At 63.1% G+C, this 22,473-nt stretch carries 24 protein-coding genes; 14 read left to right on the top strand and 10 right to left on the bottom strand.

Going from position 1 to position 22,473, the window contains the following annotated elements:
• The first annotated feature begins 88 nt into the window (after window positions 1-88).
• Entirely contained in the window at window positions 89-1,102 is a 1,014-nt protein-coding gene (locus NKJ77_RS04290) for a ribonuclease T2 family protein (RefSeq protein WP_352534350.1), read from the top strand.
• Between the two features lie 70 nt (window positions 1,103-1,172).
• Window positions 1,173-1,787, top strand: coding sequence for a hypothetical protein (locus NKJ77_RS04285; RefSeq protein ID WP_031194875.1), 615 nt, complete (start codon window positions 1,173-1,175; stop codon window positions 1,785-1,787).
• A 5-nt stretch (window positions 1,788-1,792) separates the two neighbouring features.
• Here NKJ77_RS04285 and NKJ77_RS04280 read toward each other — a convergent pair whose 3' ends face one another.
• A complete protein-coding gene (locus NKJ77_RS04280; RefSeq protein ID WP_023746932.1) occupies window positions 1,793-3,079 on the bottom strand; it encodes a GGDEF domain-containing protein in 1,287 nt (428 codons plus the stop codon).
• 235 nt (window positions 3,080-3,314) lie between these two features.
• Here NKJ77_RS04280 and ettA point away from each other — a divergent pair, with 235 nt between their 5' ends.
• From ettA to NKJ77_RS04255, 5 genes are all read left to right on the top strand, one after another.
• Window positions 3,315-4,964 (top strand): energy-dependent translational throttle protein EttA, encoded by a 1,650-nt coding sequence (ettA, locus tag NKJ77_RS04275; protein WP_023688009.1) that lies wholly within the window; start codon window positions 3,315-3,317, stop codon window positions 4,962-4,964.
• 62 nt (window positions 4,965-5,026) lie between these two features.
• On the top strand, window positions 5,027-5,275 hold the full coding sequence (locus NKJ77_RS04270) for a DUF6290 family protein (RefSeq protein ID WP_023668236.1): 249 nt from the start codon (window positions 5,027-5,029) through the stop codon (window positions 5,273-5,275).
• Window positions 5,272-5,538: a type II toxin-antitoxin system RelE family toxin gene (locus NKJ77_RS04265; RefSeq protein ID WP_023668237.1), complete on the top strand. Its 267-nt coding sequence runs from the start codon at window positions 5,272-5,274 to the stop codon at window positions 5,536-5,538. Before NKJ77_RS04270 ends, NKJ77_RS04265 begins: the two co-directional genes overlap by 4 nt.
• Window positions 5,535-6,323, top strand: coding sequence for a trans-aconitate 2-methyltransferase (gene tam / locus NKJ77_RS04260; RefSeq protein ID WP_023830782.1), 789 nt, complete (start codon window positions 5,535-5,537; stop codon window positions 6,321-6,323). The genes NKJ77_RS04265 and tam overlap by 4 nt, the downstream gene beginning before the upstream one ends.
• A gap of 131 nt (window positions 6,324-6,454) precedes the next feature.
• Entirely contained in the window at window positions 6,455-7,576 is a 1,122-nt protein-coding gene (locus NKJ77_RS04255) for a beta-ketoacyl-ACP synthase III (RefSeq protein ID WP_023690850.1), read from the top strand.
• Here the strand turns inward: NKJ77_RS04255 and NKJ77_RS04250 are convergent, their stop codons facing one another.
• Window positions 7,577-7,726, bottom strand: coding sequence for a hypothetical protein (locus tag NKJ77_RS04250; RefSeq protein ID WP_023705569.1), 150 nt, complete (start codon window positions 7,724-7,726; stop codon window positions 7,577-7,579). It abuts the gene before it with no gap.
• Window positions 7,727-7,795: 69 nt separating this feature from the next.
• Between NKJ77_RS04250 and NKJ77_RS04245 the strand changes: the two genes are divergently transcribed.
• Window positions 7,796-8,413, top strand: coding sequence for an MOSC domain-containing protein (locus tag NKJ77_RS04245; RefSeq protein WP_023830781.1), 618 nt, complete (start codon window positions 7,796-7,798; stop codon window positions 8,411-8,413).
• 59 nt (window positions 8,414-8,472) lie between these two features.
• On the opposite strand, the gene NKJ77_RS04240 is transcribed toward NKJ77_RS04245, so the two are convergent.
• Both NKJ77_RS04240 and NKJ77_RS04235 read right to left on the bottom strand, forming a co-directional pair.
• Window positions 8,473-9,315: an SDR family oxidoreductase gene (locus tag NKJ77_RS04240; protein ID WP_023705567.1), complete on the bottom strand. Its 843-nt coding sequence runs from the start codon at window positions 9,313-9,315 to the stop codon at window positions 8,473-8,475.
• A gap of 145 nt (window positions 9,316-9,460) precedes the next feature.
• Window positions 9,461-10,378, bottom strand: a complete 918-nt coding sequence (locus tag NKJ77_RS04235; protein ID WP_502900870.1) for a D-amino acid aminotransferase — start codon at window positions 10,376-10,378, stop codon at window positions 9,461-9,463.
• Window positions 10,379-10,575: 197 nt separating this feature from the next.
• Between NKJ77_RS04235 and NKJ77_RS04230 the strand changes: the two genes are divergently transcribed.
• A complete protein-coding gene (locus NKJ77_RS04230) occupies window positions 10,576-11,082 on the top strand; it encodes a hypothetical protein (RefSeq protein ID WP_023699619.1) in 507 nt (168 codons plus the stop codon).
• A 6-nt stretch (window positions 11,083-11,088) separates the two neighbouring features.
• Here NKJ77_RS04230 and NKJ77_RS04225 read toward each other — a convergent pair whose 3' ends face one another.
• Window positions 11,089-11,403: a DUF2293 domain-containing protein gene (locus NKJ77_RS04225; RefSeq protein ID WP_023705565.1), complete on the bottom strand. Its 315-nt coding sequence runs from the start codon at window positions 11,401-11,403 to the stop codon at window positions 11,089-11,091.
• Complete coding sequence (gene tsaA, locus NKJ77_RS04220; RefSeq protein ID WP_023699618.1) at window positions 11,400-11,906, bottom strand: tRNA (N6-threonylcarbamoyladenosine(37)-N6)-methyltransferase TrmO; 507 nt, start codon at window positions 11,904-11,906, stop codon at window positions 11,400-11,402. The genes NKJ77_RS04225 and tsaA overlap by 4 nt, the downstream gene beginning before the upstream one ends.
• A 167-nt stretch (window positions 11,907-12,073) precedes the next feature.
• Between tsaA and NKJ77_RS04215 the strand changes: the two genes are divergently transcribed.
• Both NKJ77_RS04215 and metF read left to right on the top strand, forming a co-directional pair.
• The gene (locus tag NKJ77_RS04215) at window positions 12,074-13,096 is read left to right on the top strand and encodes an ArsR/SmtB family transcription factor (RefSeq protein WP_023682157.1); all 1,023 of its coding nucleotides are present in this window, start codon (window positions 12,074-12,076) and stop codon (window positions 13,094-13,096) included.
• Window positions 13,096-14,013, top strand: a complete 918-nt coding sequence (metF, locus tag NKJ77_RS04210) for a methylenetetrahydrofolate reductase [NAD(P)H] (RefSeq protein WP_023690856.1) — start codon at window positions 13,096-13,098, stop codon at window positions 14,011-14,013. Before NKJ77_RS04215 ends, metF begins: the two co-directional genes overlap by 1 nt.
• Before the next feature lie 451 nt (window positions 14,014-14,464).
• Here the strand turns inward: metF and NKJ77_RS04205 are convergent, their stop codons facing one another.
• Window positions 14,465-15,382 carry a DMT family transporter gene (locus NKJ77_RS04205; protein ID WP_023682155.1) on the bottom strand — a complete coding sequence of 306 codons (918 nt, stop codon included), beginning with the start codon at window positions 15,380-15,382 and terminating at the stop codon, window positions 14,465-14,467.
• Window positions 15,383-15,592: 210 nt separating this feature from the next.
• On the opposite strand from NKJ77_RS04205, the gene NKJ77_RS04200 reads away from it, so the two are divergent.
• Entirely contained in the window at window positions 15,593-16,813 is a 1,221-nt protein-coding gene (locus tag NKJ77_RS04200; protein ID WP_023668250.1) for an alanine racemase, read from the top strand.
• Here NKJ77_RS04200 and NKJ77_RS04195 read toward each other — a convergent pair.
• The gene (locus NKJ77_RS04195; RefSeq protein WP_023830779.1) at window positions 16,810-17,541 is read right to left on the bottom strand and encodes an SDR family oxidoreductase; all 732 of its coding nucleotides are present in this window, start codon (window positions 17,539-17,541) and stop codon (window positions 16,810-16,812) included. The genes NKJ77_RS04200 and NKJ77_RS04195 overlap by 4 nt on opposite strands.
• A gap of 131 nt (window positions 17,542-17,672) precedes the next feature.
• Here NKJ77_RS04195 and NKJ77_RS04190 point away from each other — a divergent pair, with 131 nt between their 5' ends.
• Entirely contained in the window at window positions 17,673-18,572 is a 900-nt protein-coding gene (locus tag NKJ77_RS04190; RefSeq protein ID WP_023830778.1) for a LysR family transcriptional regulator, read from the top strand.
• A gap of 25 nt (window positions 18,573-18,597) precedes the next feature.
• Here NKJ77_RS04190 and NKJ77_RS04185 read toward each other — a convergent pair whose 3' ends face one another.
• Both NKJ77_RS04185 and NKJ77_RS04180 read right to left on the bottom strand, forming a co-directional pair.
• Window positions 18,598-19,827 (bottom strand): lytic murein transglycosylase, encoded by a 1,230-nt coding sequence (locus NKJ77_RS04185; protein WP_023830777.1) that lies wholly within the window; start codon window positions 19,825-19,827, stop codon window positions 18,598-18,600.
• 32 nt (window positions 19,828-19,859) lie between these two features.
• The gene (locus NKJ77_RS04180) at window positions 19,860-20,657 is read right to left on the bottom strand and encodes a glycoside hydrolase family 25 protein (protein ID WP_352534346.1); all 798 of its coding nucleotides are present in this window, start codon (window positions 20,655-20,657) and stop codon (window positions 19,860-19,862) included.
• A 283-nt stretch (window positions 20,658-20,940) separates the two neighbouring features.
• Here NKJ77_RS04180 and NKJ77_RS04175 point away from each other — a divergent pair, with 283 nt between their 5' ends.
• Window positions 20,941-22,320 (top strand): serine hydrolase domain-containing protein, encoded by a 1,380-nt coding sequence (locus tag NKJ77_RS04175; RefSeq protein ID WP_352534344.1) that lies wholly within the window; start codon window positions 20,941-20,943, stop codon window positions 22,318-22,320.
• The last annotated feature ends 153 nt before the right edge of the window (window positions 22,321-22,473 follow it).

The raw sequence follows: 22,473 nt of genomic DNA, 5'->3' as shown, positions 1-22,473 counted from the left end.
GATTGTTTTTTGCGGCCGACGAAAGAAATCGTAATTCTGACATGTCACACGTTTCTAGCTTGCGCTATGAAACGCTAGGAGTGCTGGAATGCGGATATCGGCGATATGGGGTGCGGTGTTGGTGGCGCTGGCCGGTGTCGGCCTAGCGCGCGCCGATGTGAAGATGAGCGGCTCCTTCGTGGCCGATGCTGCCTGTCCAGCAACGCAGGCAATCAAGAGCGGCAAGAACCCCGGCAATATCGCGACAACGGCTGGACAGAGCTACGACCTCCTGGCCGGCAACAAGGATGCGCCGACGCATTACCTCATCCGCGTGCCGGGCGCCGATCCTGAGCGTCGCTGGGTCAAGATCAGCTGCGGTCATGTCACCGGCGGCAGCGCAGCCGCCCTGCCGGCCGCGCCCGCCGATCAGGGCAACCCTGCGGCGCCGGCTTCAGGAAAACCCGAATATGTTTTCGCGCTGAGCTGGCAGCCGGCCTTCTGCGAAACCAAGTCGAGCAAGCCCGAATGCCAGGCGCAGACGGCGGGCGGCTTCGACGCGTCGCATTTCACATTGCATGGGCTCTGGCCGCAGCCGAACGGCAATTTCTATTGCCAGGTGCCGGCGAGCGACAAGGCCAATGACAATCCGGCCCATTGGGCAGACCTGCCGCCGGTCGATCTCGATGCCGCTACGCGCGCCGAGCTCGACCAGGTTATGCCGGGCACCGCCTCCAAGCTCGAACGGCATGAATGGATCAAGCACGGCACCTGCTACGGCAAGAGCCAGCAGGAGTATTTTGCCGAGGCGCTGAACCTGATCCGGGCGGTGAATGCCTCGCCGGTGCGCGAGCTCTTCACCAGGAATGTCGGCAAGCAGCTGACTTCGGACCAGATCCGCAGCGCCTTCGACAGCGCCTTCGGCGCCGGGTCGGGCGCGCGGGTGCGTGTCTCCTGCCTGGTCGATCCGTCGAGCGGCAGGCGGCTGATCGGCGAGCTGACGCTCGGCCTGACCGGCCCGATCGGCCCCGACAGTTCGCTGAGCACTCTCATGCTCGCCTCGGCGCCGACGACCAAGGCGGGCTGTCCGAAGGGCTCGGTCGATGCGGCCGGGTTCCAGTAGGATATCCGTCTGTCGCTTGGCAGTGACGCGGTGATATGGTCTGGATGTGTTTCATTCGGCGGGGGTGGCGATGAGTGGCATGACATCAGGCGCGCTGGCGCGGCTGGCTTTCTGGGCCAGGGGGATGACCGCCATTAAAGACGGCCGCATGGAATGGCCGGGCTTTTCCTATACCGATGCCGAGTGGGCGCGCATGCGCGTGCTTGCCGCGCCGATCGGGGCAAGCCGCTACCAGCTGTTCACTTGGGTCAATGCCGCGATCTTCATCGCCATTGCCGCGCTCGGCATCGTCTGTGTCTTCCTGCCGCTGGCGACACTTTTGTTTCCGGTGCCGGCCGACACCAGCGCGCTCAAATTCTCGGCTCTGCTGGCGGCGTGTGCCTTCCTCATAATCGGGCTCGGCTTGCCGATCTCCATGCGCCTGTCGAGCGCGTTGGCCATCTCTCGGGAGATGCGCGCCGGTCTTGTCGGCGAAGCCGGTGACGAAGCGCTGGCAGCAAAAGTGTCTTGGCAGATCAACCGCATCATGCTGGTCATGTGCGGCCTGCTGGTGCCCGGCATTCTGTTGTTCATCGCTTATGACATCGATGCCAGTCCGATCATCACCGTGCTGAAATGGCTGGCCATCGCGCTGATAGCCGTTTCAGTTGCGGTCGGCGCGTTGCAGCAGCGCAAGCGGAGCTGACAGCCTTATCCGCTGACGCCACGCGTGGGCAATGTCCACGCAGTTAGGTCTTCGGCATCGTCATGCGCTTCGCCGACGACGCGGTCACGCCCGGTGGACTTGGCCCTGTAGAGACGCTCGTCGGCAAGGGCGAAGAGATCGGCAAGCGAGCCTACGGTCTCATCGACAGTGGCGATGCCGGCGCTGACGCTGATGTCGAACCGGTTTACGCACGCTTTGACGGCCTGGCGGAGGTTTTCTCCGAGCAACCTGGCGACCGCATGCGGCTGCGAGCAAAGGATGGCGAACTCCTCGCCGCCGATCCTGAAAACCTGATCGTGTGCGCCGGCCGCCTGGGTCAGCACCTGGGCGATCGATCTCAGCACCCTGTCGCCCTCGGCATGGCCGAAGCGATCGTTGATCGACTTGAAATGGTCGACGTCGACGATCAGCAGGCTGAGCGGTTGGGCCGTGCGCAGGCTGACGGCAACCAGACGTTCGCCGTCGCTGTCAAAGCGTCCCCTGTGCAACAGGCCGGTGAGGCCGTCGCGGCCGACATGTTCGACCAGGGCTTCGTAGCGCTCGCGATAGGTCAAGGTGTTGAAGACGTCGGACAGCCCGCGCGGTGCCACGACCTGACGCGTTTCGAACCATCTGAGGTAGGCGACAAGCATGGCGCTGTAGGCAAAAGCGGCACCCATCTTCGCGAACCAGCCGCCGAAGAAGACCGCGATCGGTGCGCCGGCGACGAAATGCAGGGCGGTGAAAAATCCGGCCTGGTCGAAGGTGAGCACGCAGGCGACGCAAATCAGGATGCGGGAGAACGGCGCCTTGCGCAGATAACGCCCGAGCTTTTCGTAAAGCAGGATGATCAGGATGGCGTCGATGAAGAGCAGCGTCGTGCCCCATACCATCAACCAGCCCATCTGGTCGATGAAGCCGATATCGGGAAGCTTGCCGTCGGAAAGAGCTGAAATATCGTGCAGGCGCAGGATCAGGACCAGCCCGATCATCAAGGCGTTGCCGAGCAGCAGGCCATAGATCGGCTGGCGCACCGTGGCCGCATCTTCCTTCATGTAGAGCAGAAGCAGCATCACCAGCTTGCCGGAAAACAGCACCGCCGAGCCTGGCGAGACCATGCCGAAGGGCAGGGCGACATAGAAGACGCTGGCGAGATAGGTTTCGAGGAAATGCATGGCGCCCAGCGCGCAGACGAAGACGCCGAGGCCGATGCGATCCCTGAAGCGGAACAGCGTGACCATGACGCTGAAGTAGACGACCGCTTCGGCAAGGAGCAGGAAACTGTTCAGCACTACCTTCGGTCCGATCTTTACTTTCGATCGCGACAGGCCAGCGATCGATCCTGTTTTGACGCTGAAGGGTTAACCGGGGATTTCAACGCTCCCCACAACCGGCGGAAAACATAACGTGCGGTGTACACCCGGCTTGAAATGGCAAAAGCGATTGCCGTTCGGCCCGGCATCGCCTACATAGCGGCCAACCTCCATTCAATCCGACATTTTCGGTCAATCATCAAGGAAAGCGCGCGTGGCACGCCAGTTCATCTATCACATGGCCGGCCTCAACAAGGCCTATGGCACCAAGAAGGTGCTTGAGAATGTCCATCTCTCCTTCTATCCCGACGCCAAGATCGGCATCCTCGGCCCCAACGGCTCGGGCAAGTCGACGATCCTCAAGATCATGGCCGGGCTCGACAAGGAGTGGAACGGCGAAGCTTGGCTCGCCGAAGGCGCCACCGTCGGCTATCTCGCGCAGGAGCCGGCGCTCGATGCCAACAAGACGGTGTTCGAGAACATCATGGAAGGCGTCGCCGCCAAGACCGCCATCATCGAGCGCTACAACGAATTGATGATGAACTACTCCGACGAGACGGCTGACGAGTCGGCCAAGCTCCAGGACGAGATGGACCGGCTCAATTTGTGGGATCTCGAACAGCAGGTCGAGATGGCGATGGAAGCGCTGGGCTGCCCGCCCAAGGATTCCGAGGTCACCAAGCTTTCGGGCGGTGAGCGCCGCCGCGTCGCGCTCTGCCAGCTGCTGCTGCGTCAGCCCGACCTCTTGCTGCTCGACGAACCGACCAACCATCTCGACGCCGAAACCACGGCGTGGCTCGAAAAGCATCTGCGCGCCTATCCGGGCGCCGTGATGATCATCACCCACGATCGCTACTTCCTCGACAATGTCACGGGATGGATCCTCGAGCTCGATCGCGGCCGCGGCATTCCCTATGAGGGCAACTACACCAAATACCTCGAAGCCAAGGCCAAGCGCCTCAAGCAGGAAGGTCGCGAGGACGACGCCCGCCAGCGCGCTATCGGCCGCGAGCGCGAGTGGATCCAGTCCAGCCCGAAAGCCCGCCAGACCAAGTCCAAGGCGCGTATCCAGGCGTTCCAGGACCTGCTGGATGCAGCCGACAAGCGGCGTCCGAGCGATACGCAGATCGTCATTCCGCATGGCGAGCGGCTCGGCAATGTGGTGATCGAGGCGGAAGGCTTGTCGAAGGGCTTTGGCGACACGCTGTTGATCGAGGGTCTGGAGTTCAAACTGCCGCCGGGCGGCATCGTTGGCGTTATCGGGCCGAACGGCGCCGGCAAGACGACGCTGTTCCGCATGATCACCGGCCAGGAAACGCCGGATGCCGGCTCTGTCCGCATCGGCGAAACGGTGAAGCTCGGCTATGTCGACCAGAGCCGCGATGCGCTCGATCCGTCAAAGACGGTGTGGGAGGAGATTTCCGGCGGCGCAGAAGTGGTCAAGCTCGGCAAGTTCGAGGCCAACACGCGCGCCTATTGCGCGTCGTTCAACTTCCGTGGTGGGGACCAGCAGCAGAAGGTCGGCAACCTCTCCGGCGGCCAGCGCAATCGCGTGCATTTGGCAAAGATGCTGAAGACCGGCGGCAATGTGCTGCTGCTCGACGAACCGACCAACGACCTTGACACGGAAACGCTGGCGGCGCTCGAAGACGCGCTGGAAAACTTTGGCGGCTGCGCCGTCATCATCTCGCACGATCGTATGTTCCTCGACCGTCTGGCCACCCACATCCTGGCCTTTGAAGGTGACAGTCATGTCGAATGGTTCGAGGGCAATTTCGAGGATTATGAGCAGGACAAGATCCGCCGGCTCGGCCCCGAGGCCGTCAACCCGCACAGGATGACGTACAAGAGGCTGACGCGGTAGGGCTGCGGCGATCCGTTGCAGGCGGTGTGCGTTTGACCTAAATTGATCGGATGGAGTCGTCCATGATCACAGTCAAACTGCCGCAAAAAGCCGAGAAACTGCTGGCCGAAATGGCCAAGGCCAGCGGTCGCACCGCCGACCAGGTTGCAGCCGAAGCGATCCTCGAGGCCATCGAAGATTGGCACGACGCCGCAATTGCGGACGAACGCCTGAGAGATGATGACGGTGTGCGCATTCCGCTGGATGAAGTGATCCGGAAGCTCGAACGTCGTGAAGCCGAGGAGCGTCGCAAGAAGCCTGCCGCTGAATGACCTGGCGTGTCGAGTTCACGCCGCGCGCCGAGAAAGACATCGAACGGCTTTCGACGAAAGATCAACGGCGCATCCTGGAGTTCCTGAATCAGAGAGTTTCAGCGCATCCCAATCCGAGAGCCCTTGCCAAGCGCCTGACGGGCACAAAGGAAGAAGCTTGGCGGTTTCGTGTCGGTGACCACAGGATCATTACTCAGTTCCAGGACAGCCGGCTTGTCGTGCTGGTCGTGGAGGTTGGCAACCGTCGTGAGGTTTATCGATGAACAGCACAGCCGCAAAACCTGACTGGTCCGCCGCCCAATATCTGAAATTCGAGGATGAGCGGACGCGGCCCGCGCGCGATCTTGTTGCGCAGGTGCCGGTGGATTTCCCGCGCCGGGTGGTCGACATCGGCTGCGGCCCGGGTAATTCGACCGAGCTGCTGGTCGAGCGCTGGCCGGATGCTGATATCAGCGGCTTCGACACCTCTCCCGACATGATCGAGAAGGCGAAGGCGCGCCTGCCCAGCGTCAATTTCGACCTCGCCGATGTCTCGACATGGCGACCGGCCGAGCCGGTCAACGTCATCTTCGCCAACGCGGTATTCCAGTGGCTGCCCACCCACCCGGTAGTGTTCCAGCGGCTGATGGGCTTTCTCGCCCCCGGTGGCGCGCTCGCCGTCCAGATGCCCGACAATCTGCTTGAGCCGTCGCATCAGGTGATGCGCGAGACGGCCGCCGAAATGCCGTTCGCCGCCAAGATGGCAGGTGCTGCGCGCGGACCGCTGCCGGCGGTGTCGTTCTATTATGATCTCTTGTCGCCGCTCTCCGACCGGGTGGATATCTGGCATACAGCCTACAATCATCCGCTGACCGACGCCGAGGCGATCGTCGAATGGGTGAAGTCGACGGGGCTGAAACCTTTCCTCGATCCGCTCGACGCCGACGAGCGCAAGATCTTCCTCGACAGCTACACGGCCAAGATCGCCAAGGCCTATCCGAAGACCGCAAACGGCAAGGTGCTGCTGCGCTTCCCGCGCATTTTCATCGTCGCCAAGCGGGCCGGCTAGCACTCCCGATGACATCCGGCCACAGCCTGTGGTTTAAGCCGGCGTAAACCGGTGGGGTGAGAAAAGTGTTGTGTCGCGCCCCCTGGTCGTTCACATGAGAACGACAACGCCTGCGCATGGACGGACTGGATATGCATCGCGTCATCATCAGCGGCATTGGCGTTGAAATCCCTGAAGCCAAGATCACCAATGAAGAACTGGTCGCCAGTTTCAATGCCTGGGTCGACACGGAGAATGCGCGCCGGCAAGGCACGGATGAGACGCTGCTGCAGAAATCCGACAGCGCCTTCATCGTCCATGCCTCGGGCGTCCAGACCCGGCATGTGATCGAGCGCGAAGGCATTCTCGATCCGACTCGCATGGCGCCGCGCATCCCGGCGCGACCGGACGATGCACTGTCGCTGCAGGCCGAATTCGGCGTGGCCGCGGCCCGGAAGGCGCTCGACCATGCCGGGCTGAAAGCCTCCGACATCGACCTGGTGATCTGCTCGGCCTCGCACCAGCAGCGGCCCTATCCGGCGATCGCCATCGAAATGCAGGAGGCGCTGGGCACCAAGGGCGCCGGCTTCGACATGGGGCTTGGTTGTTCATCGGCCGCGGCCGCCTTGCACATTGCGGCCAATCTGGTGCGGGCGGGCGCGCACAAGCGCGTGCTGGTGGTCACGCCGGAGATCATCACCGGCCATCTCAATTTCCGCGACCGGCAGACGCATTTCATCTTCGGCGATGCATCGGTGGCGATGGTGGTCGAGGGGCTGGGCGAGGGCGAGAGGCGGCCGGGGCGTTTCGAGGTGCTGGACACGCGCACCTGGACCCAGATGTCGAACAATATCCGCACCAATCTGGGCTATCACACCCGCACCGCCCAGGACGATCCTTACATGATCAACCTCGAAGGCAATCTGATCAAACAGGTCGGCAACAAGGTGTTCAAGGAAGTCACCGTCGCCGGCCACAAATTCATTGTCGAATTCCTCGCCGAGCACGGGCTGACGCCGCAAGCCATCAGGCGATTCTGGCTGCATCAGGCCAATGCGCGAATGAACGCCATGATCCTGAAACTGGCCTTCGGCCACGAGGTCGACCATGACCGCGCGCCGATGGTGCTGGAGCGGCTCGGCAACACCGCCGGCGCTGGCGCCATCATCGCGCTGTCGGAAAACCACGCCGACATGAAGCCCGGCGATTTCGGCGTGCTGTGCGCCTTCGGCGCCGGCTATTCGATCGGCGGCGCGCTTTTGCGGATGCTGTAATCAGGCCGGCATGAACGGCACCAGCATCGGCACGCGGCGGGCATAGTCGTCATAGGCGTTGCCGAGTTCTCCGCGCAGAAAGCGTTCCTCCAGCCTTGCCTTCATGACGATGCCGATGGACGCTATCAGCCGGTTTGATCGAATCATCATCGCTTTCGACTGGACCCGAGCCCACGGCTACGGCTATTTGCGACGTCATCCTGCAGAAGGAACGAAGCCATGCTGGACCTCTTCCCGGAGTCTGAGAAGCCGGTCGACATCATCCCCGCCAGGAAGCTGTCCGCCAAAGTGGCCGCTTTGTACGTCGCACCTTCGAATCAGTTCCAGACGCGCCCGGTGGAAGCATTGCAGCTCGGTTTCGAAGGCATCGACGGCGACTTCCACGCCGGCGCCACCCGTCGTTCCGGCGGTCGCGAACCCTGGTATCCGCGCGGCACCGAAATCCGCAACGAGCGGCAGATATCAATCGTAGCAGCGAATGAACTCGGCGTCGTTGCCGAGCGGATGGGGCTGACCGAGATCAAGCCGGAATGGATCGGCGCCAATCTGCTGATCGAAGGCGTGCCGCATCTCTCGATGCTGCCGTCAGGCACGCTGCTGTTCTTCAGAGGTGGCGTGACGATCAAGGTTGATGCGCAGAACGGACCTTGCCGGCTTGCCGGACGTTCGATTGCCGAAAACGCCGGGATGGCCGATCCGGAGGCCGGCGCGCTGGCCTTCCCGAAGGCGGCGAAACGGCTGCGCGGCCTCGTTGCCTGGGTCGAGAAACCGGGTCGTATGACAACAGGGGAAGAGATCTCGGTGCGCGTGCCCGAGCAGTGGATTTATCGATCCTAGCACCGGGCTAGGGCAAGGGCTGCGCCGCCGGGGCGACGCAGCCGGATTTCAAGACGCGCTCAGGCCGCCTTGCGGTTCTTCTTGGCGCCCTGCGCCTCGACGGAAACGTAGTCCCACTTTTCCCACAGCGCGATGCGGTTGGCGTATTCCTGCTTGATCATCGGCAGGCCGCCATCGCCGAAGAAGACGCGCAGCGGCGGCTCGGCCGCGTCGACGATTTCAAGCATCGCCGGTCCGGTGGCATCGGGGTCCCCGGCGACCGAGTTGGCGCGGCGTTCCGCCATCTTGGCGCGGGCCGGCGCGTAAGCCTCGATCGCTTTGGAGACCTTGGCCGAGGCGCCGGACCAATCGGTGGAGAAGCCTCCCGGTTCGACAAGCGTCACATGGATGCCGAATTCGGCGACCTCGATGCTGAGCGACTGGCTGAAGGCTTCGAGCGCCCATTTCGAGGCATGGTAAAGGCCGAGCGAGGCGAAGGCGTTGACGCCGCCGATCGACGAGATCTGGATGATATGGCCGGAGCCCTGCGCCCGCATGATCGGCAAAGCCGCCTGGGTGACCCAGAGCGCGCCGAACACATTGGTTTCGATCTGGTCGCGGGCTTCCTGTTCGCTGACTTCCTCGATGGCGCCGAAATGGCCATAGCCGGCATTGTTGATGACGACGTCGAGCCGGCCAAAGCGCTTGTGCGCCTCGGCGATGGCCGCATCGACGGCCTTCTTGTCGGTGACGTCGAGCTTGATGGCGGCGACATTATCGCCGTATTTCGCGACGAGATCGGCGAGCGTGCCGGCATCGCGCGCGGTTGCGGCGACACGGTCGCCGCGGGCGAGTGCGGCCTCGGCCCAGACTCGGCCAAAGCCTTTCGATGATCCGGTGATGAACCAAACCTTGCTTGTCATGACGTGGAATCCTTGCCCATGCGGGCCGTGAACTGGGAAGCGGAGGCTTCTCCGCTTCCGCGATATACGGTGTGTCGAGCGATTTTCCAGAGGCGAGGGGGAATCTTTTTGGTCACGACATCGTGTGGAGCAGGATCTTCGCCGGTCAGGGATAGCGCACCGGGCTTGACCAGGCCGGGTCGTCATGCTTTTGCCAGTAGAGCGCCATCAAGCGCTTTGTGATCGCGCCTATCTTGCCGTCGGCGACAGCAGCGCCGTCGATCACCGTCACAGGCATGATGCCGCCGGCGGTGGAGGTGATGAAGACTTCGTCGGCTCCCTTCAGCGCGGTGACGCTGACATCGACTGGAGCGGCGACAAGGCCTGCCTCGGCGCAGAGGTCGAAGACGGTGCGCCTGGTGATGCCGGGCAGCACGCCGGCGGCTGGCGTCGACAGCCTGCCGTCCTTGACGCAGAACACGTTGAAGCCGGGGCCTTCGGCGACATTGCCGTTGAAGTCGAGAATCAATGCGGTTTCGGCCCCACGGTCATAAGCGTCGTAGAGGCCGCGCACGAGGTCGAGCCAGTGGTAGTTCTTGATCGCCGGATCGATCGAGACCGGCGGAATGCGCACCTTGTCGCTAATGGCGACATGCAGGCCGCGCCGCAACTGCTCGGCATTGGCGACCGAGCCGAAGGGAACTGCGAAGGCCATGAAGCGGTTGACCGCCTGGCGCGGATCGCGGCTGAAGGTCGGCGAGGCGCCGCGTGTGCACAGCATTTCGACATAGGCGGCTTGATGGCCCGACAGCGCCACGCAATTGTGCAGAATCTCGGCCACGCCATCGCGGTCGGACGGGATCGTCATGCGCAGTTTTTGCAAGCCGGCGAAGAAGCGGTCGAGATGCAGGTCGAGCCGGAAGAAGCTCCCGTCCCAGACATGCACGGTGTCGTAGGTGGCGTCGGAATGCAGAAAGCCCCAATCCAGCACCGAGATCTTGGCCTGCGACATCGGCAGATACTGGCCGTCGAGGAAGGCGATGCCGTCGGGATAGGAATGCGGATCGATGTGGCGGTCGGACATGGAAGGAAATGGCACGATGCTACCCGCTGCTGAGCTTCGGTTCATGGCGATTGGTCCCTTCGGCTTCATACGGCAGAGTCAAGCTAGTGGTCCCCTGCAGGCGGCATAGGGCCACCCAACCATCGCCGTTTGTCCTAGGTAGCACATTCGATATGCCCTATGGTCCGGCTTGAAAATATCCGGCCGGGAGGGGCAAAATGGGCAGATCTTTTCGGACCATCAGCTTTGCAATTTTCCTCGTCTTCGTCACTGGCCATGCCTTCGCGCAATGCGCTCGCGAGGGCGAGGCGCTGTGCCAGAACGGCCAGACCTATCGTTGCGAGAAGACGGGCAGCGAGTTGACGCCGATCTTTCAGAACGTGCCTTGCGTGGTCAACGCGGCGGGGCTCAACGGCGTCTGGACCGGCAGCGGTCATCAAAGTCCGGCCGGGGCTGCCGGCGCCGATTGGGCGATCGCAATGACAATCGGCGATGGCGCCGCGTCGATCGACTATCCGTCGCTCGGCTGCGGCGGATCGTTGACCGAGATTTCTCGCGACGACAGTTCGGCGGAATACCGGGAAAACATCAGCTACGGCCAGGACAAGTGCATCGACGGTGGCGGCATCACCGTCCGATTTTTCAAAGGGAACCTGTCCTGGACCTGGGTTGGCCAGGCCGACGGCCAGCCCTACAATGCGGTTGCCGTATTGAAGCGACGGTAGCTGAAGTTATTCCTCTTCGTCCTCTGAATCGAGCAGGCGCGTGGCGCGCCAACGGGTCAGCACCATGTTTGTTTGCTCGATGACGAAGAACCGCGCCGAGTCGCGGTCATAGCCCTCGGCCAGCAGCTTTTCATAGTCGGTATGGCCGTGCCTGATATGGGCGATCGTCGCCAGCCAGACCGCGATGCCCGGCGGCAGCGTCTTCATGTGCACGGCGCCGGCCTCGGTGCGGATTTTCTCCATATCGGCATAGGGCGCCAGGGGCAGCAGTGCGGTCAGCGCCTTGGCGATGGCGCGGCGGCGGCCGGTGGGCGCGCTCATTTTTCGTCACGCCCGGCAATGGTCGCCTCGGGAAAGGCGTCGGTCGAGGCGAAATAGGGCTTGATGTCGATCACCGGGGTGCCGTCGAACACATCGATGGCGTCGATGTCGATGCGGCCGTTGTCGATGTCGACGGCCATCAGCCTGGCGATATGCAGCCCGACTGGGTTCGGCCGGGCAGGGGAGCGCAGCGAGAAAACGCCTTTCGGCTCAGCCGCATGGCGGGGTCTCTGGACAATCAGTGCCCGCGGCGCGTGATGCAGCCAGGACAGGAGGACGATGTGGCTGGCCCGCTCCAGCGCAAGCAGGCCGTCGCGATAGGGTGGGTCGATGAGAACAGTGGCCGCCTGTCCTGTCTCGCGGGCGGCGCGCATGTTCTTCGGGCAGCTTTCGCGCGTGGTCCATGGCGAGGCGATGCGGCCGATAAACACGATATGGCCATCCGCCGGCATGTCAGCCGGGTCAGTCTGCAGGAGCTTTTCGCCGTCGCGCTTCTCGAACATGGCTTTCGCCCTAGCACAAGTTTCCAGCTGATCGTCAGGGAAAAGCGGTTCTCTCAGGCGGGGATCATGTGTGCGGCATTTTCTTGTCAGGAAGCGACATAGGCCTTGCCATGTCGTCAAAGCTGACATAAACATATGTTTATATCTTTTTCAACGAGAACGCGCCGATGCATGTTTCGCTCGATACGATGGTTGATACGTTGAAGGCTGCGGCCGAATCGAGCCGGCTCCGCATCCTGGCGCTGCTGTCGCGCGGCGATCTCACCGTGTCCGACCTCACCGAGATCCTCAGCCAGTCGCAACCGCGGGTGTCGCGGCATTTGAAGCTGCTGCTGGAGGCCGGGTTGATCGGCCGCTACCAGGAGGGCTCGTGGGCCTTCTTCCGGCTGTCGGATACGGATTCCGCGCGCGACTTCGTCATGGGGCTGGTCTCTGGCATTCGCGGCGCCGATCCACAGGTCGAGCGCGATCTCGAGCGGTTGGCATCGGTCAAGCGCAAGCGCCAGGACCGTGCCGCCGAGTATTTCTCCGAGAACGCCGCCAGTTGGGATCACATCCGCTCGCTGCATGTGCCGGACCGCGCGGTGGAAGCCGCACTCCTCAAGCTGGTCGGCAAGCGGCCATTCCAGTCGATGCTAGACCTCGGCACCGGTACCGGGCGGCTGCTGGAGATATTTTCGCCGCTCTACCGGCGCGGTGTCGGCATCGACATGTCGCGCGAAATGCTGACGGTGGCGCGGGCCAATCTCGACAAGGCAGGCATCGCCAATGCCCAGGTCCGCCAAGGCGACATTTTCGCGCCGCCGGTCGAGCGCGACGCCTTCGACCTCGTCACCATCCATCAGGTGCTGCACTATCTGGACGATCCCGCCCGCGCCATCCGCGAGGCGGCAAGGCTGCTGCGCCCGTCGGGCCGGCTGGTGATCGTCGATTTCGCGCCGCATGCACTGGAATTCCTGCGCGACCAGCATGCGCATGTCAGGCTGGGCTTTTCCGACCGCCAGATCTCCGAATGGTTTGCCGATGCCGGGCTCGATCTCGAGGATGCCCAGGAATTCGAGCCGCGCGGCGGCAACGAAGCCAGGCTCACCGTCAAGCTGTGGCTCGGCCGCGACCGCCGCATGCTGATCGCCGAGCCTTCAAATGACACCCAACCCACCAAAGCGTACCCTATGGGGGAAATCGCCTGATGAACCAGTTCCGCTTTTCCCGCCGTCCCGACATTGGCGACAAGGTCCGCGTCTCCTTCGAGTTCTTCCCGCCGAAGACCGACGAGATGGAAGCCAGGCTCTGGGACACCGTCACCAGGCTGGAGCCGCTGAAGCCGAGATTCGTCTCGGTGACCTATGGCGCCGGCGGCTCGACGCGGGAGCGCACGGCGCGCACGGTCAAGCGCATCCTGAACGAGACGGCGCTGACGCCGGCGGCGCACATGACCTGCGTCGACGCCGCCCGCCATGAGGTCGATGCCGTGGTCCGCGAATTCGCCGATATGGGCGTGAAGCGCTTCGTTGCGTTGCGCGGCGATCCGGCGGCGGGTGTCGGTACGGCCTACCGGCCGCATCCCGATGGCTATGCCAATGGCGCCGAACTTGTCGGAGCGCTGAAGGACGCCGGCGATTTCGACATCTCGGTCTCGGCCTATCCCGAAAAGCATCCGGAAAGCCCCGACTTCGCCACCGACTTCGACATGCTGAAGCGCAAGGCCGACAATGGCGCGACGCGGGCGATCACCCAGTTCTTCTTCGACAACGATCTCTACGAGCGTTATGTCGAGAAGGCGCGCCGTGCCGGCATCTACATCCCGATCGTGCCTGGCATCCTGCCGGTGCACAATTTCACCCAGGTCGCCAATTTCTCGGCGCGCTGCGGCGCGCTGGTGCCGGCATGGCTGGCCGAGCGTTTCGAAGGGCTGCACAACGATCCGCAGACGCATGCGCTCGTGGCGTCTGCCGTGGCGGCCGAGCAGGTGCTCGATCTCGTCGAGCGCGGCGTCAGCGACTTCCATTTCTACACCATGAACCGGGCCGACCTGGTGTTTGCCATCTGCCATATGATCGGCATCCGCTCCCACGAAACAGAGGCAGCTGGATCCGCCGCGGCCTGAGCTTCATCGTGGTACGAAATCTGAAATGCAAAAGGCCGGGCGAAACACCCGGCCTTTCGAATTTGTGGGCTATTGCTGCTGTTTTCTTCCGCTCCGGCGGTTACGGAAGAACACCTATGATAAGGGCGCCAATGAAGGCAAATGCAGCACAGATCATCAATGCGTTGATTGGCCTCGTAAGTCCCATGTCATAGTCTCCTCTTCAAGAGCTATGGGTGGAGTCTAGGGGCATTTGTGCCACAGGCAAGCGGAAAATATGCTGCAATGCGACGCGATTGTGGAATTTGCGACCTGCCACCTGTCGTTAAGCGTTGAAACTCTTCGGGAAAAGCCGCTGGCAGCCTGTGAATAAATTGTGACGCGGCCGTGGCGAAAGCGAGGCATGGCAGCGCTACCAGACCTAAAGCGCGTCGTTGTCCCAAAACCGCTGCGCACTTTTGGTCGACAGGCATTAGCGCCGACCAAACAACCGGCCATCGATCGTCACCAGGCCAAGCGCGATCAGTGCCATGCCGCAGAACTCGAACAGAGCGAGCCGCTCGCCGAGGAACAGGAGGCCGAGCAGGATGGCGCTGGCCGGGACGATGAGCGTGACCAGCGAGGCGTTGGTGGCGCCGGCCGAGGCGACGAGGTTGAAATAGAGGATGTAGGCGAAGGCGGTGGAGAGCAGCGCCAGCGCCAGCACCGCCGTCCAGACCGGCGGCGAGGCCGAGAACAGGCCGGCCGGGCCATAGGTGAGCAGCACCACCGGGATCATGATGATGGTCGACGCCGTCAATTGTCCGGTGGCGATGACCGGCGAGGGCACGCCCTTGAAGCGGCGGGCAATCATCAGCGCGACGGCGTAAGACAGCGAGGCGCCGATCAGCGCGAATTTCGCCCAGACCGGGCCGCCGAGCCCGGCCAGCAGGCCGGGGCCGATCATGACAGCGGTGCCGGCGATGCCGAGCCCGATGCCGGCAAGCTTGTTCCAGGAGAGCTTTTCGTCCGCTGTCAGCGCGTTGGCGAGGATCAGCGTCCAGAACGGCGTCGTCGCATTGAGCACCGAGGCGACGCCCGCGCCAAGCGCGGTCTGGCCGGCAAAGATCAGCGAGAACGGGACGACATTGTTGGCGAGCGCCAAAAGGAAAAACAGGCCGGCATGCGGGAAGGCGAGGCGGAAGGACGGACCGCGAATGCCGAGATAGAGCTGCAGTGCAATGGCCGCAATGGCAACGCGAAACAGCACCAGCACCAGCGGGTGCATTTCGGCAACGGCGATGCGGGCAAAGAAGAACGAGCCGCCCCAGATGGCGCCGAGCAGCAGAAGCTGTCCCCAGTCCCTCAGCGTCATCGGTCCGCGCTGCACGGCTGTCGTGGCTATTGCCATCGTGAACGTCCTTCCCCGCGGCATCAATGCCAGCCACTCAGGCAGAAGGCATATCGGGTCCGGCGACAAGAGCCACCCGAAACCTGATTGCTGGCAACAGTGCTGCCAGAGGGTGCGCCGCTGGGTCAGTGCCCGCCAGACACAGAATTGTTTTCTTTGGCCGCTAGCTTGGATTAATTGTGCGCAGCCGAGAAGTCAGGGGATTCGTCCATGCAGCGATTCGAGAATGCCCGCGAGGCGGCGCTGGCGCTTCGGCCGGACGATCCGGTCTACTGCTTTCGCCCGCAGGTGCTGAAGGCGGATGCCAAACAGTTCATGGGCATGTTTCCCGGCAAGACCGCTTACGCAGTCAAGACCAATGGCGAGCAGATCGTGCTGAAGGCGCTGGTCGAAGCCGGCGTCACCGCTTTCGATGTGGCCTCGCCCGGCGAGTTCGCCGCAGTTCGCGCCGTCTCACCCGACGCCGAGATGCTCTACATGCATCCGGTCAAGGCGCAGTCGGACATCAAGCTTGCGCTGGAAAAATACGCCATCCGCGTCATTTCGCTCGACCATGAGGACGAGATCACCAAGCTGACGCGGGTGGTGCGGGCGCTTGACATCGATCCGGGCTCCATCAGCGTGTTCGTGCGCATCCAGACCAAGGGCTCGGCGGCCTATGAACTGTCAAAGAAATTCGGCGCCGGGCCGGCCTATGCTGTGGAACTCGCCGAGCGACTCAACCGCACCGGCTACAAGGTCGGCCTGTGCTTCCATGTCGGCAGCCAGATCGAGGATCCCGACACCTATGAGCGGGCGCTGGCCTCCGCCGATTGGGTGCGCAACCGGCTGACCTTCGACATTGCGGGCCTCGATGTCGGCGGCGGCTTTCCCGCCGAGTACGGCCATGACCCCAATCGCAAGCAGATCGAGATGCCGTCGCTCGGCCAGATCATGTCGCGGCTGTCGGGCGACCTGAGGGAATACCAGTTCGACCAGATCCCGTTGGTGGCCGAGCCCGGCCGGGTGATCGTGGCGCGCTGCCTGTCGCTGATCGTGCGGGTGCTGCTGCGCAAGGGCAAGCGGCTCTACATCAATGACGGCATCTGGGCGTCGCTGTCGGATTCTTGGACCGGCAAGATCACACTGCCGGCCCGCTTCATCCCCGATCCGGCCATCCGCTCGCGCAATGGCGAGGAAAAGAACATCGTGCCGTTCAAGGTCTGCGGCGCGACTTGCGATTCCGTCGACATCCTGTCCCGGCCGTTCTGGCTGCCGGAAACCGTCGACACCGGCGACTGGATCGAGATTGGCCATATCGGCGCCTATTCGCTGTCGCTAAGAACCCGCTTCAACGGCTTTTATCCCGATACCTTCGTCGAGGTGACGACACCCTTCGATGAAGGCGATGCGCCGCAGGGATTCGCCAGCCTGGAGACAATGGCGGATTAGGCGACGCCTCCACCGGCCTGGATATTCTCGCCGGTCAGCCAGCGGGCCTCGTCGCTGGCCAGGAAGACCGCGACATCGGCAACGTCGCGGGGCGCGCCGATCCTGCCAAATGGAGACATGCCGGCCGCGACGGCGCGATCGCGCTCGGGAAGCAGGTCCGTGTCGGTGAAGCCAGGCGACAGCGCATTCACGGTGATGCCGCGCGGTCCGAGTTCACGCGAGAGCACACGGACGAATTGTTCGACGGCGCCCTTGCTGCCGAGATAGAGCGCCGTTTGCGTGAAGAACATCTTGGTGCCGCCGGTGGAGACCGCGATGATGCGGCCGCCGTTTCGCACACGGCGCGCTGCTTCCTGAAGCACGAAGAACGTGCCCTTGGCATTGGTGCCGAAGACATGGTCGAAATCGGCTTCGGTTGCCTCGGTCAGAGGCTTGATGACGGCGACGCCGGCATTGGCAACCACGATGTCGATCGCGCCGAACTCACTCTCAGCCTCGTCAAACAGGCGATGAATATCCGAGACGCTTGATATGTCGGCCTGGACGGCGATCGCCTTTCCTCCCTTGCCGGCGATGGCGGCCACGACCTCGTCAGCGGCTTCGTGGTTGCCGACATAGTTGACGACGACGGCAGCGCCCTTGGAGGCGAGTCCTTCGGCGATGGCTCGCCCAATGCCGCGCGAACTGCCGGTGACGAGTGCGGTTTTGCCTTGCAAGGACTTGGGCATGATACGTTTCCTTCAATCATTCAGGCCCGTGCCGGTTTCATCTGACGGGTCCGCTAGTCGAGAGATAGGGCCATGCAACTGATCAGATAATGGCCTATTATCTGACTAGCTTGTTAATCTAGGGATACACAATGCGCGGTTCTGAATTCACCGAGTTCAAGGCATTCGCCGCAATCGTGGAAGAGCGTAGTTTCGTCCGCGCCGCCGCCCGGCTGCGTGTTTCCCCGCCGGCGCTCAGCCAGTCGATCCGGCAACTGGAGGCTCGCATCGGCGTCAGGTTGCTGAATCGCACGACGCGTAGTGTTTCACCCACTGGTGCTGGCGAGACGCTGTTTGCGCGCCTTGCCGTTGCGTTCGAAGAGCTGGAGGGCGCCGTAGCGGACATTCATGCCGCGCGTGATCGGCCGGCGGGTTCGCTACGAATAAACGTGCCGCGTGTTGCCGCGGTGCGGTTCATCGGCCCGATCCTTGGCGACTTCCAACGCGCCTATCCTGATATCGCGCTGACCGTCATCGTCGACGATACCCTGACCGACATTGTCCGAGGACGGTTCGATGCCGGAATCAGGCTTGGCGAGCGGCTGGAGAAGGACATGGTGGCAGTGAAACTGAGCGGGGATTTGCAGATGGCGGCGGTGGCCGCTCCCGTCTATCTCGAAAATCGGGCCATACCGCGCCATCCGCAGGAGTTGCATCAGCACCAATGCATAAAATTCCAGTGGCCTGGTGGCGGCAACCTCTATCGATGGGAGTTCGCGCGCGGCAAACGGTCTCTGGAAATCGCCGTCGAGGGCAGCCTGACTGTCAACGACACCGAGCTGATGCTGAACGCGGCGCTGGGTGGAGCAGGCGTTGCCTACATGATCGACTATCAGGTCCAGTCCTGGATCGATGCGGGCAGGCTGATGAGATTTCTAGAGCCCTGGTCGCCCAGCTTTCCAGGCTTCTTCCTGTATCACCCGAGTTCGAGGCACGTCCCCCCGGCTTTGCGGGCATTTATCGACTTCGTCCGGGCAAGGAGTAGGGAATAAGGAACTCAGCTTGGGCAGATTCTACTCACAGTTTCCCCAAAAGCTCCGGCGTCGGCCAGCCGTCTACCGGCATGCCGAGCCGCATCTGTTCCTTGCGGATGGCTTCGCGGGTGTTGGTGCCCAGAATGCCGTCGACGGTGCCGACGTCATAGCCCCTGGCTTCGAGCTTGGTCTGCAATTCCTTCATCTGGTCGCCATTGAGCCCGGTTTCGGGATTGCGCGGGTCGAACTGCTTTGCCCCGGCCAGCCGGCTGGCGAAGTTGGCGGCGGTCAGCGCGTAGGTGAAGGACTGGTTCCATTCGAGATAGACGTCGAAATTGTCGTAGGCGAGGAAGGCCGGACCTTTGCGGCCCATCGGCAGCGCCAGGCCGGCCTTCAGGCCATTGTCGATCAGCGGCGTGCCATCGGGATTGGTGACGCCCCAGGCGGCCCATTGCGACAGCGGCAACTTGTTGGTGCGGCCGGTCTGCTCCCAGGGCATGTCCTCGGGCACGCGCACTTCCTCGATCCAGGGCTGGTCGCGTTTCCAGCCGCGCGACAGCACCTTGTTGGCCGTGGTCATGATCACGTCGGGTACGCTGCGCCTGAGGTCGACGATGCCGTCGCCGTCGCCGTCGACTCCGCGCGCGAGATAGTCGGAAGGCAGGATCTGCGTCTGGCCGATCTCGCCGGCCCAGGCGCCGGTGACGTCGGCCGGAACGACGCCGCGATCGATCAGCGTCAACAGCGGCACCAGTTGCGGCCGAAACAGCTGGGGGCGGCGGCAGTCATGCGACAGCGTCACCAAGGCGCTCAGCGTGTGGAAATCGCCCTGCACGGCGCCGAAATCGGTCTCCAGCCCCCAGAAGGCGGTGATGATCGGCGCCTGGACACCGAACTGCTGGTCGGCGCGCGCAAAGATTTCGGCGTATTTCTTCAGATTGACCGCGCCCTGCTTCAGCCGGTAGGCCGAGATCATGCGGTTGGAGAACTGGATGAAGGTCTGTGCGAAGACGCCCTGGGCGCGGTCACGCGCCAGCACCTTGTCGTCGACGGTGGCGGCTTCCAGTGCGTCAAGGCCCACAGCGCCGACACCGGCCGCCTTGGCTTCCGCCGCCACGCCTTGCTTCCAGGTTTCGAAGTCGCCGCCGCATTCCTGCGCCCCCGCCGGCATCGCCGTAGCGCCGAGCAGCAGGGCCGCGAGCAGCCCGGAGCGCAGGCGGCTCCTCGACTGTTTCCGGCGTAAATATCCCAGTGGTTGCAGGTAGGTGCGCATGGGACGTCGAAAAGCAGGCGGCAGAGCCGGTGTCAACGGGTGTTCTGCCGCAGCCACTTTTTCCAGGCTGACTCAGTGCCGTTGAAGACGTTGATATCGGACTTGCCGGTCATGCCGGGAACGATACCGGTTCCGGTGTATTGCCAGAAGGTGAAGGGGTGGCTGCCGTACTTCTGGCGGGGGTGGCCGGCGACCGAGCGCAGCCAGTAGGGATAGCCGCGGAAGGTCGAAAGGTCGTTATCGTCGAAGAAGTCGACCGAGGTGTAGATGATCGGCTTCTTGCCATAGTGCCGCTCGATCATCTCGAGAAAGGTGGTCATTTCGGCCCGCACCGTTGCCGAATCCGGGCGCAGCCTGCAGGTCGGCGATTGCGGGTTCCACTCCATGTCGAGCACCGGCGGCATGGCCGAGCGGTCGACGGGCACGTTCTGGATGAACCAGCGCGCCTGGGTGGCGGCCGGCGTGCAGAAATAGAAGAAATGGTAGGCCGCGCGCGGAATGCCATTGGCCTTGGTGCGCGACCAATGCTCGTTGAAATACTCGTCGAAACGGTCGCCGCCCTCGGTCGCCTTGATGAAGGCGAAGGAGATGCCGCTGGCCTTGGCCGTCGGCCAGTCGACCGAGGTCTGGTATTTGGAGACGTCGGTGCCGTGAACGGCATAGTTCCAGGGCGCGCCGCTATCCCATTCATGCGGCTTGGAGTCTTCGAAACGCGGTGCGCGCACGGCAACCGTCGGGCTGCTGGATGGCGACATCGAGGGCACGAGATCGCTGGCGGTCGAGCAGGCGGCCAGCAGCGTCAACGTGATGAGGGCCGCAAAACGGCGCATCGCATTTCCCGAGCCGGAATCAGCCGGTCGCTGTTGGGTTGTCGTTGCAAGTGCCCCTCAGGCGATCGCCCCACAGCATCGCCTGATACGCTATTTTCGTGCATGTCGTTGTCTCAAAACCGCTGCGCACTTTTGGGCGACATGCATCAGTGATCGCCGATCATGGTTGATAACAGGTTGACGGCGCTCGACAAGAACACCGATTGTGCGGAAGCAATGGCGGCAAATCGATGACATAAATCGGGCCGCAAGCCACGGCCAGCGGAAAAGCAGGGACGGAAAGATGCGGATCGCCGTGAAGATCATCAAATGGCTGCTCGGCCTGGTCGTGTTGGCCATAGCCGCCCTGTTTACCTGGCTCTACATCGCGCCGCCCGACCTGATCCGGGTCGGTTCCGGTTATTCCGCCAAGATTGTCTGCTCCAATGTTTTTATCGCCGGCCATGATCCCAATGAGGTGCTTGCCATCGACGTGCAGGCGCCCGGCCATCCGCTTCTCAGGCTGATGAAGGTGTCGGTCGACAAGAACAGGGGGACCGTCTCGGCCGGGCTGCTTGGCTTCCTCGGCAAGAGCGTTGCCGTTGCGCGCGCCGGCCTGGGTTGCGCCTCGGTTCCCGATGGCGACGTCGGCAAGGCACGGCGCACGTCAATCCCTGCCGAGGCGTCGGCGGCCACCAAGGGCGATCTGTGGCCCGAGGGAGATCGAGTCGATGCCTCGCAAAATCCCGAAATCAACAAGATCCTCGACGGTGCGGCGATGACCGGCATCGGCATGCGCGCCGTGGTGGTGGTCAAAAATGGCCGCATTGTTGCGGAGCGTTATGGCGACGGCTTTTCGGCGAAAACGCCGCTGCTGGGCTGGTCGATGACCAAGACAGTCAACGCCGCGCTCGTCGGCACGCTGGTCAAGGACGGCAAGATGGCGGTGACCAATCAGGGCCTGTTCGGCTCATGGAAGGCGGACGGCCGCGCCGCCATCAGCCTTGCCGATATGATGGCGATGTCGAGCGGACTCGAGTTCAACGAGGATTATGGCGACGTTGCCGATGTGACGCGCATGCTCTACCTCGAACCGGATATGGCGGGCTTCGCCGAGGCCAAGCCGCTGACCGGCGACGTCGGCAAGGTCTTTTCCTATTCGAGCGGCACGGCGGTGATGCTGTCGCGGCTGTGGCAGGATGCTATCGGCGACAAGGACAAGGCGCTGATGTGGCCAAGGACAGCGCTGTTCGGGCCGCTCGGCATGCAAAGCGCGGTGCTCGAAACCGACGAGGAGGGTACCTTTGTCGGCTCATCCTACCTCTATGCCACGGGGCATGACTGGGCGCGGTTCGGCCAATTCCTGCTGCAGGGCGGCGTCTGGAACGGCAACCAGATCCTGCCGGCCGGTTTCGTCGACTGGATGCGCGAACCGGCACCGGCCTCGAAAGTCTACGGCAAGGGGCAACTTTGGATCGAAGCCCCGGGGGACGAAGGAAATCCCGGCGCCGGCGTCGCCGCCGGCCTGCCCAACGATACCTACTGGATGGAGGGCCATGACGGCCAGACGGTCGCCATCATCCCGTCGGAGCAACTGGTGGTGGTGCGGCTGGGGTTGACGCCGGCCAAGCTCGGCTACCGGCCGCAGGTGATGGTCGGCGCGCTGATGAAGGCACTGCGCTAGCTCCCTTTACCCTCCCCTTGATGGGGAGGGTCGGCGCGTAGCGCCGGGGCGGGGTGCCTGGCACTTGCCCCCCCCCCCCCCCGGGGGGGCGGCCCCCCCCCCCCCGGGGGGGGGGTTTGGGGGCGGGGGTGTCGGCCCCCCCCCCCGGCAAGG

Origin of the sequence: Mesorhizobium sp. M0052, from assembly GCF_040323255.1 — a bacterium.
Taxonomy (GTDB): Bacteria; Pseudomonadota; Alphaproteobacteria; order Rhizobiales; family Rhizobiaceae; genus Mesorhizobium.
The sequence above is the reverse complement of the archived record's forward strand: the minus strand, read 5'-3'. Positions and strand labels throughout refer to the sequence as shown.

What these genes read in the sequence shown, in the direction of transcription:
- NKJ77_RS04290 (WP_352534350.1), top strand. Translation starts at nt 89, where the DNA reads ATGCGGATATCGGCGATATGGGGTGCGGTGTTGGTGGCGCTGGCCGGT.
- NKJ77_RS04285 (WP_031194875.1), top strand. Translation starts at nt 1,173, where the DNA reads ATGAGTGGCATGACATCAGGCGCGCTGGCGCGGCTGGCTTTCTGGGCC.
- NKJ77_RS04270 (WP_023668236.1), top strand. Translation starts at nt 5,027, where the DNA reads ATGATCACAGTCAAACTGCCGCAAAAAGCCGAGAAACTGCTGGCCGAA.
- NKJ77_RS04265 (WP_023668237.1), top strand. Translation starts at nt 5,272, where the DNA reads ATGACCTGGCGTGTCGAGTTCACGCCGCGCGCCGAGAAAGACATCGAA.
- tam (WP_023830782.1), top strand. Translation starts at nt 5,535, where the DNA reads ATGAACAGCACAGCCGCAAAACCTGACTGGTCCGCCGCCCAATATCTG.
- NKJ77_RS04255 (WP_023690850.1), top strand. Translation starts at nt 6,455, where the DNA reads ATGCATCGCGTCATCATCAGCGGCATTGGCGTTGAAATCCCTGAAGCC.
- NKJ77_RS04250 (WP_023705569.1), bottom strand. Translation starts at nt 7,726, where the DNA reads ATGATGATTCGATCAAACCGGCTGATAGCGTCCATCGGCATCGTCATG.
- NKJ77_RS04245 (WP_023830781.1), top strand. Translation starts at nt 7,796, where the DNA reads ATGCTGGACCTCTTCCCGGAGTCTGAGAAGCCGGTCGACATCATCCCC.
- NKJ77_RS04240 (WP_023705567.1), bottom strand. Translation starts at nt 9,315, where the DNA reads ATGACAAGCAAGGTTTGGTTCATCACCGGATCATCGAAAGGCTTTGGC.
- NKJ77_RS04235 (WP_502900870.1), bottom strand. Translation starts at nt 10,378, where the DNA reads ATGTCCGACCGCCACATCGATCCGCATTCCTATCCCGACGGCATCGCC.
- NKJ77_RS04230 (WP_023699619.1), top strand. Translation starts at nt 10,576, where the DNA reads ATGGGCAGATCTTTTCGGACCATCAGCTTTGCAATTTTCCTCGTCTTC.
- NKJ77_RS04225 (WP_023705565.1), bottom strand. Translation starts at nt 11,403, where the DNA reads ATGAGCGCGCCCACCGGCCGCCGCCGCGCCATCGCCAAGGCGCTGACC.
- tsaA (WP_023699618.1), bottom strand. Translation starts at nt 11,906, where the DNA reads ATGTTCGAGAAGCGCGACGGCGAAAAGCTCCTGCAGACTGACCCGGCT.
- NKJ77_RS04215 (WP_023682157.1), top strand. Translation starts at nt 12,074, where the DNA reads ATGCATGTTTCGCTCGATACGATGGTTGATACGTTGAAGGCTGCGGCC.
- metF (WP_023690856.1), top strand. Translation starts at nt 13,096, where the DNA reads ATGAACCAGTTCCGCTTTTCCCGCCGTCCCGACATTGGCGACAAGGTC.
- NKJ77_RS04205 (WP_023682155.1), bottom strand. Translation starts at nt 15,382, where the DNA reads ATGGCAATAGCCACGACAGCCGTGCAGCGCGGACCGATGACGCTGAGG.
- NKJ77_RS04200 (WP_023668250.1), top strand. Translation starts at nt 15,593, where the DNA reads ATGCAGCGATTCGAGAATGCCCGCGAGGCGGCGCTGGCGCTTCGGCCG.
- NKJ77_RS04195 (WP_023830779.1), bottom strand. Translation starts at nt 17,541, where the DNA reads ATGCCCAAGTCCTTGCAAGGCAAAACCGCACTCGTCACCGGCAGTTCG.
- NKJ77_RS04190 (WP_023830778.1), top strand. Translation starts at nt 17,673, where the DNA reads ATGCGCGGTTCTGAATTCACCGAGTTCAAGGCATTCGCCGCAATCGTG.
- NKJ77_RS04185 (WP_023830777.1), bottom strand. Translation starts at nt 19,827, where the DNA reads ATGCGCACCTACCTGCAACCACTGGGATATTTACGCCGGAAACAGTCG.
- NKJ77_RS04180 (WP_352534346.1), bottom strand. Translation starts at nt 20,657, where the DNA reads ATGCGCCGTTTTGCGGCCCTCATCACGTTGACGCTGCTGGCCGCCTGC.
- NKJ77_RS04175 (WP_352534344.1), top strand. Translation starts at nt 20,941, where the DNA reads ATGCGGATCGCCGTGAAGATCATCAAATGGCTGCTCGGCCTGGTCGTG.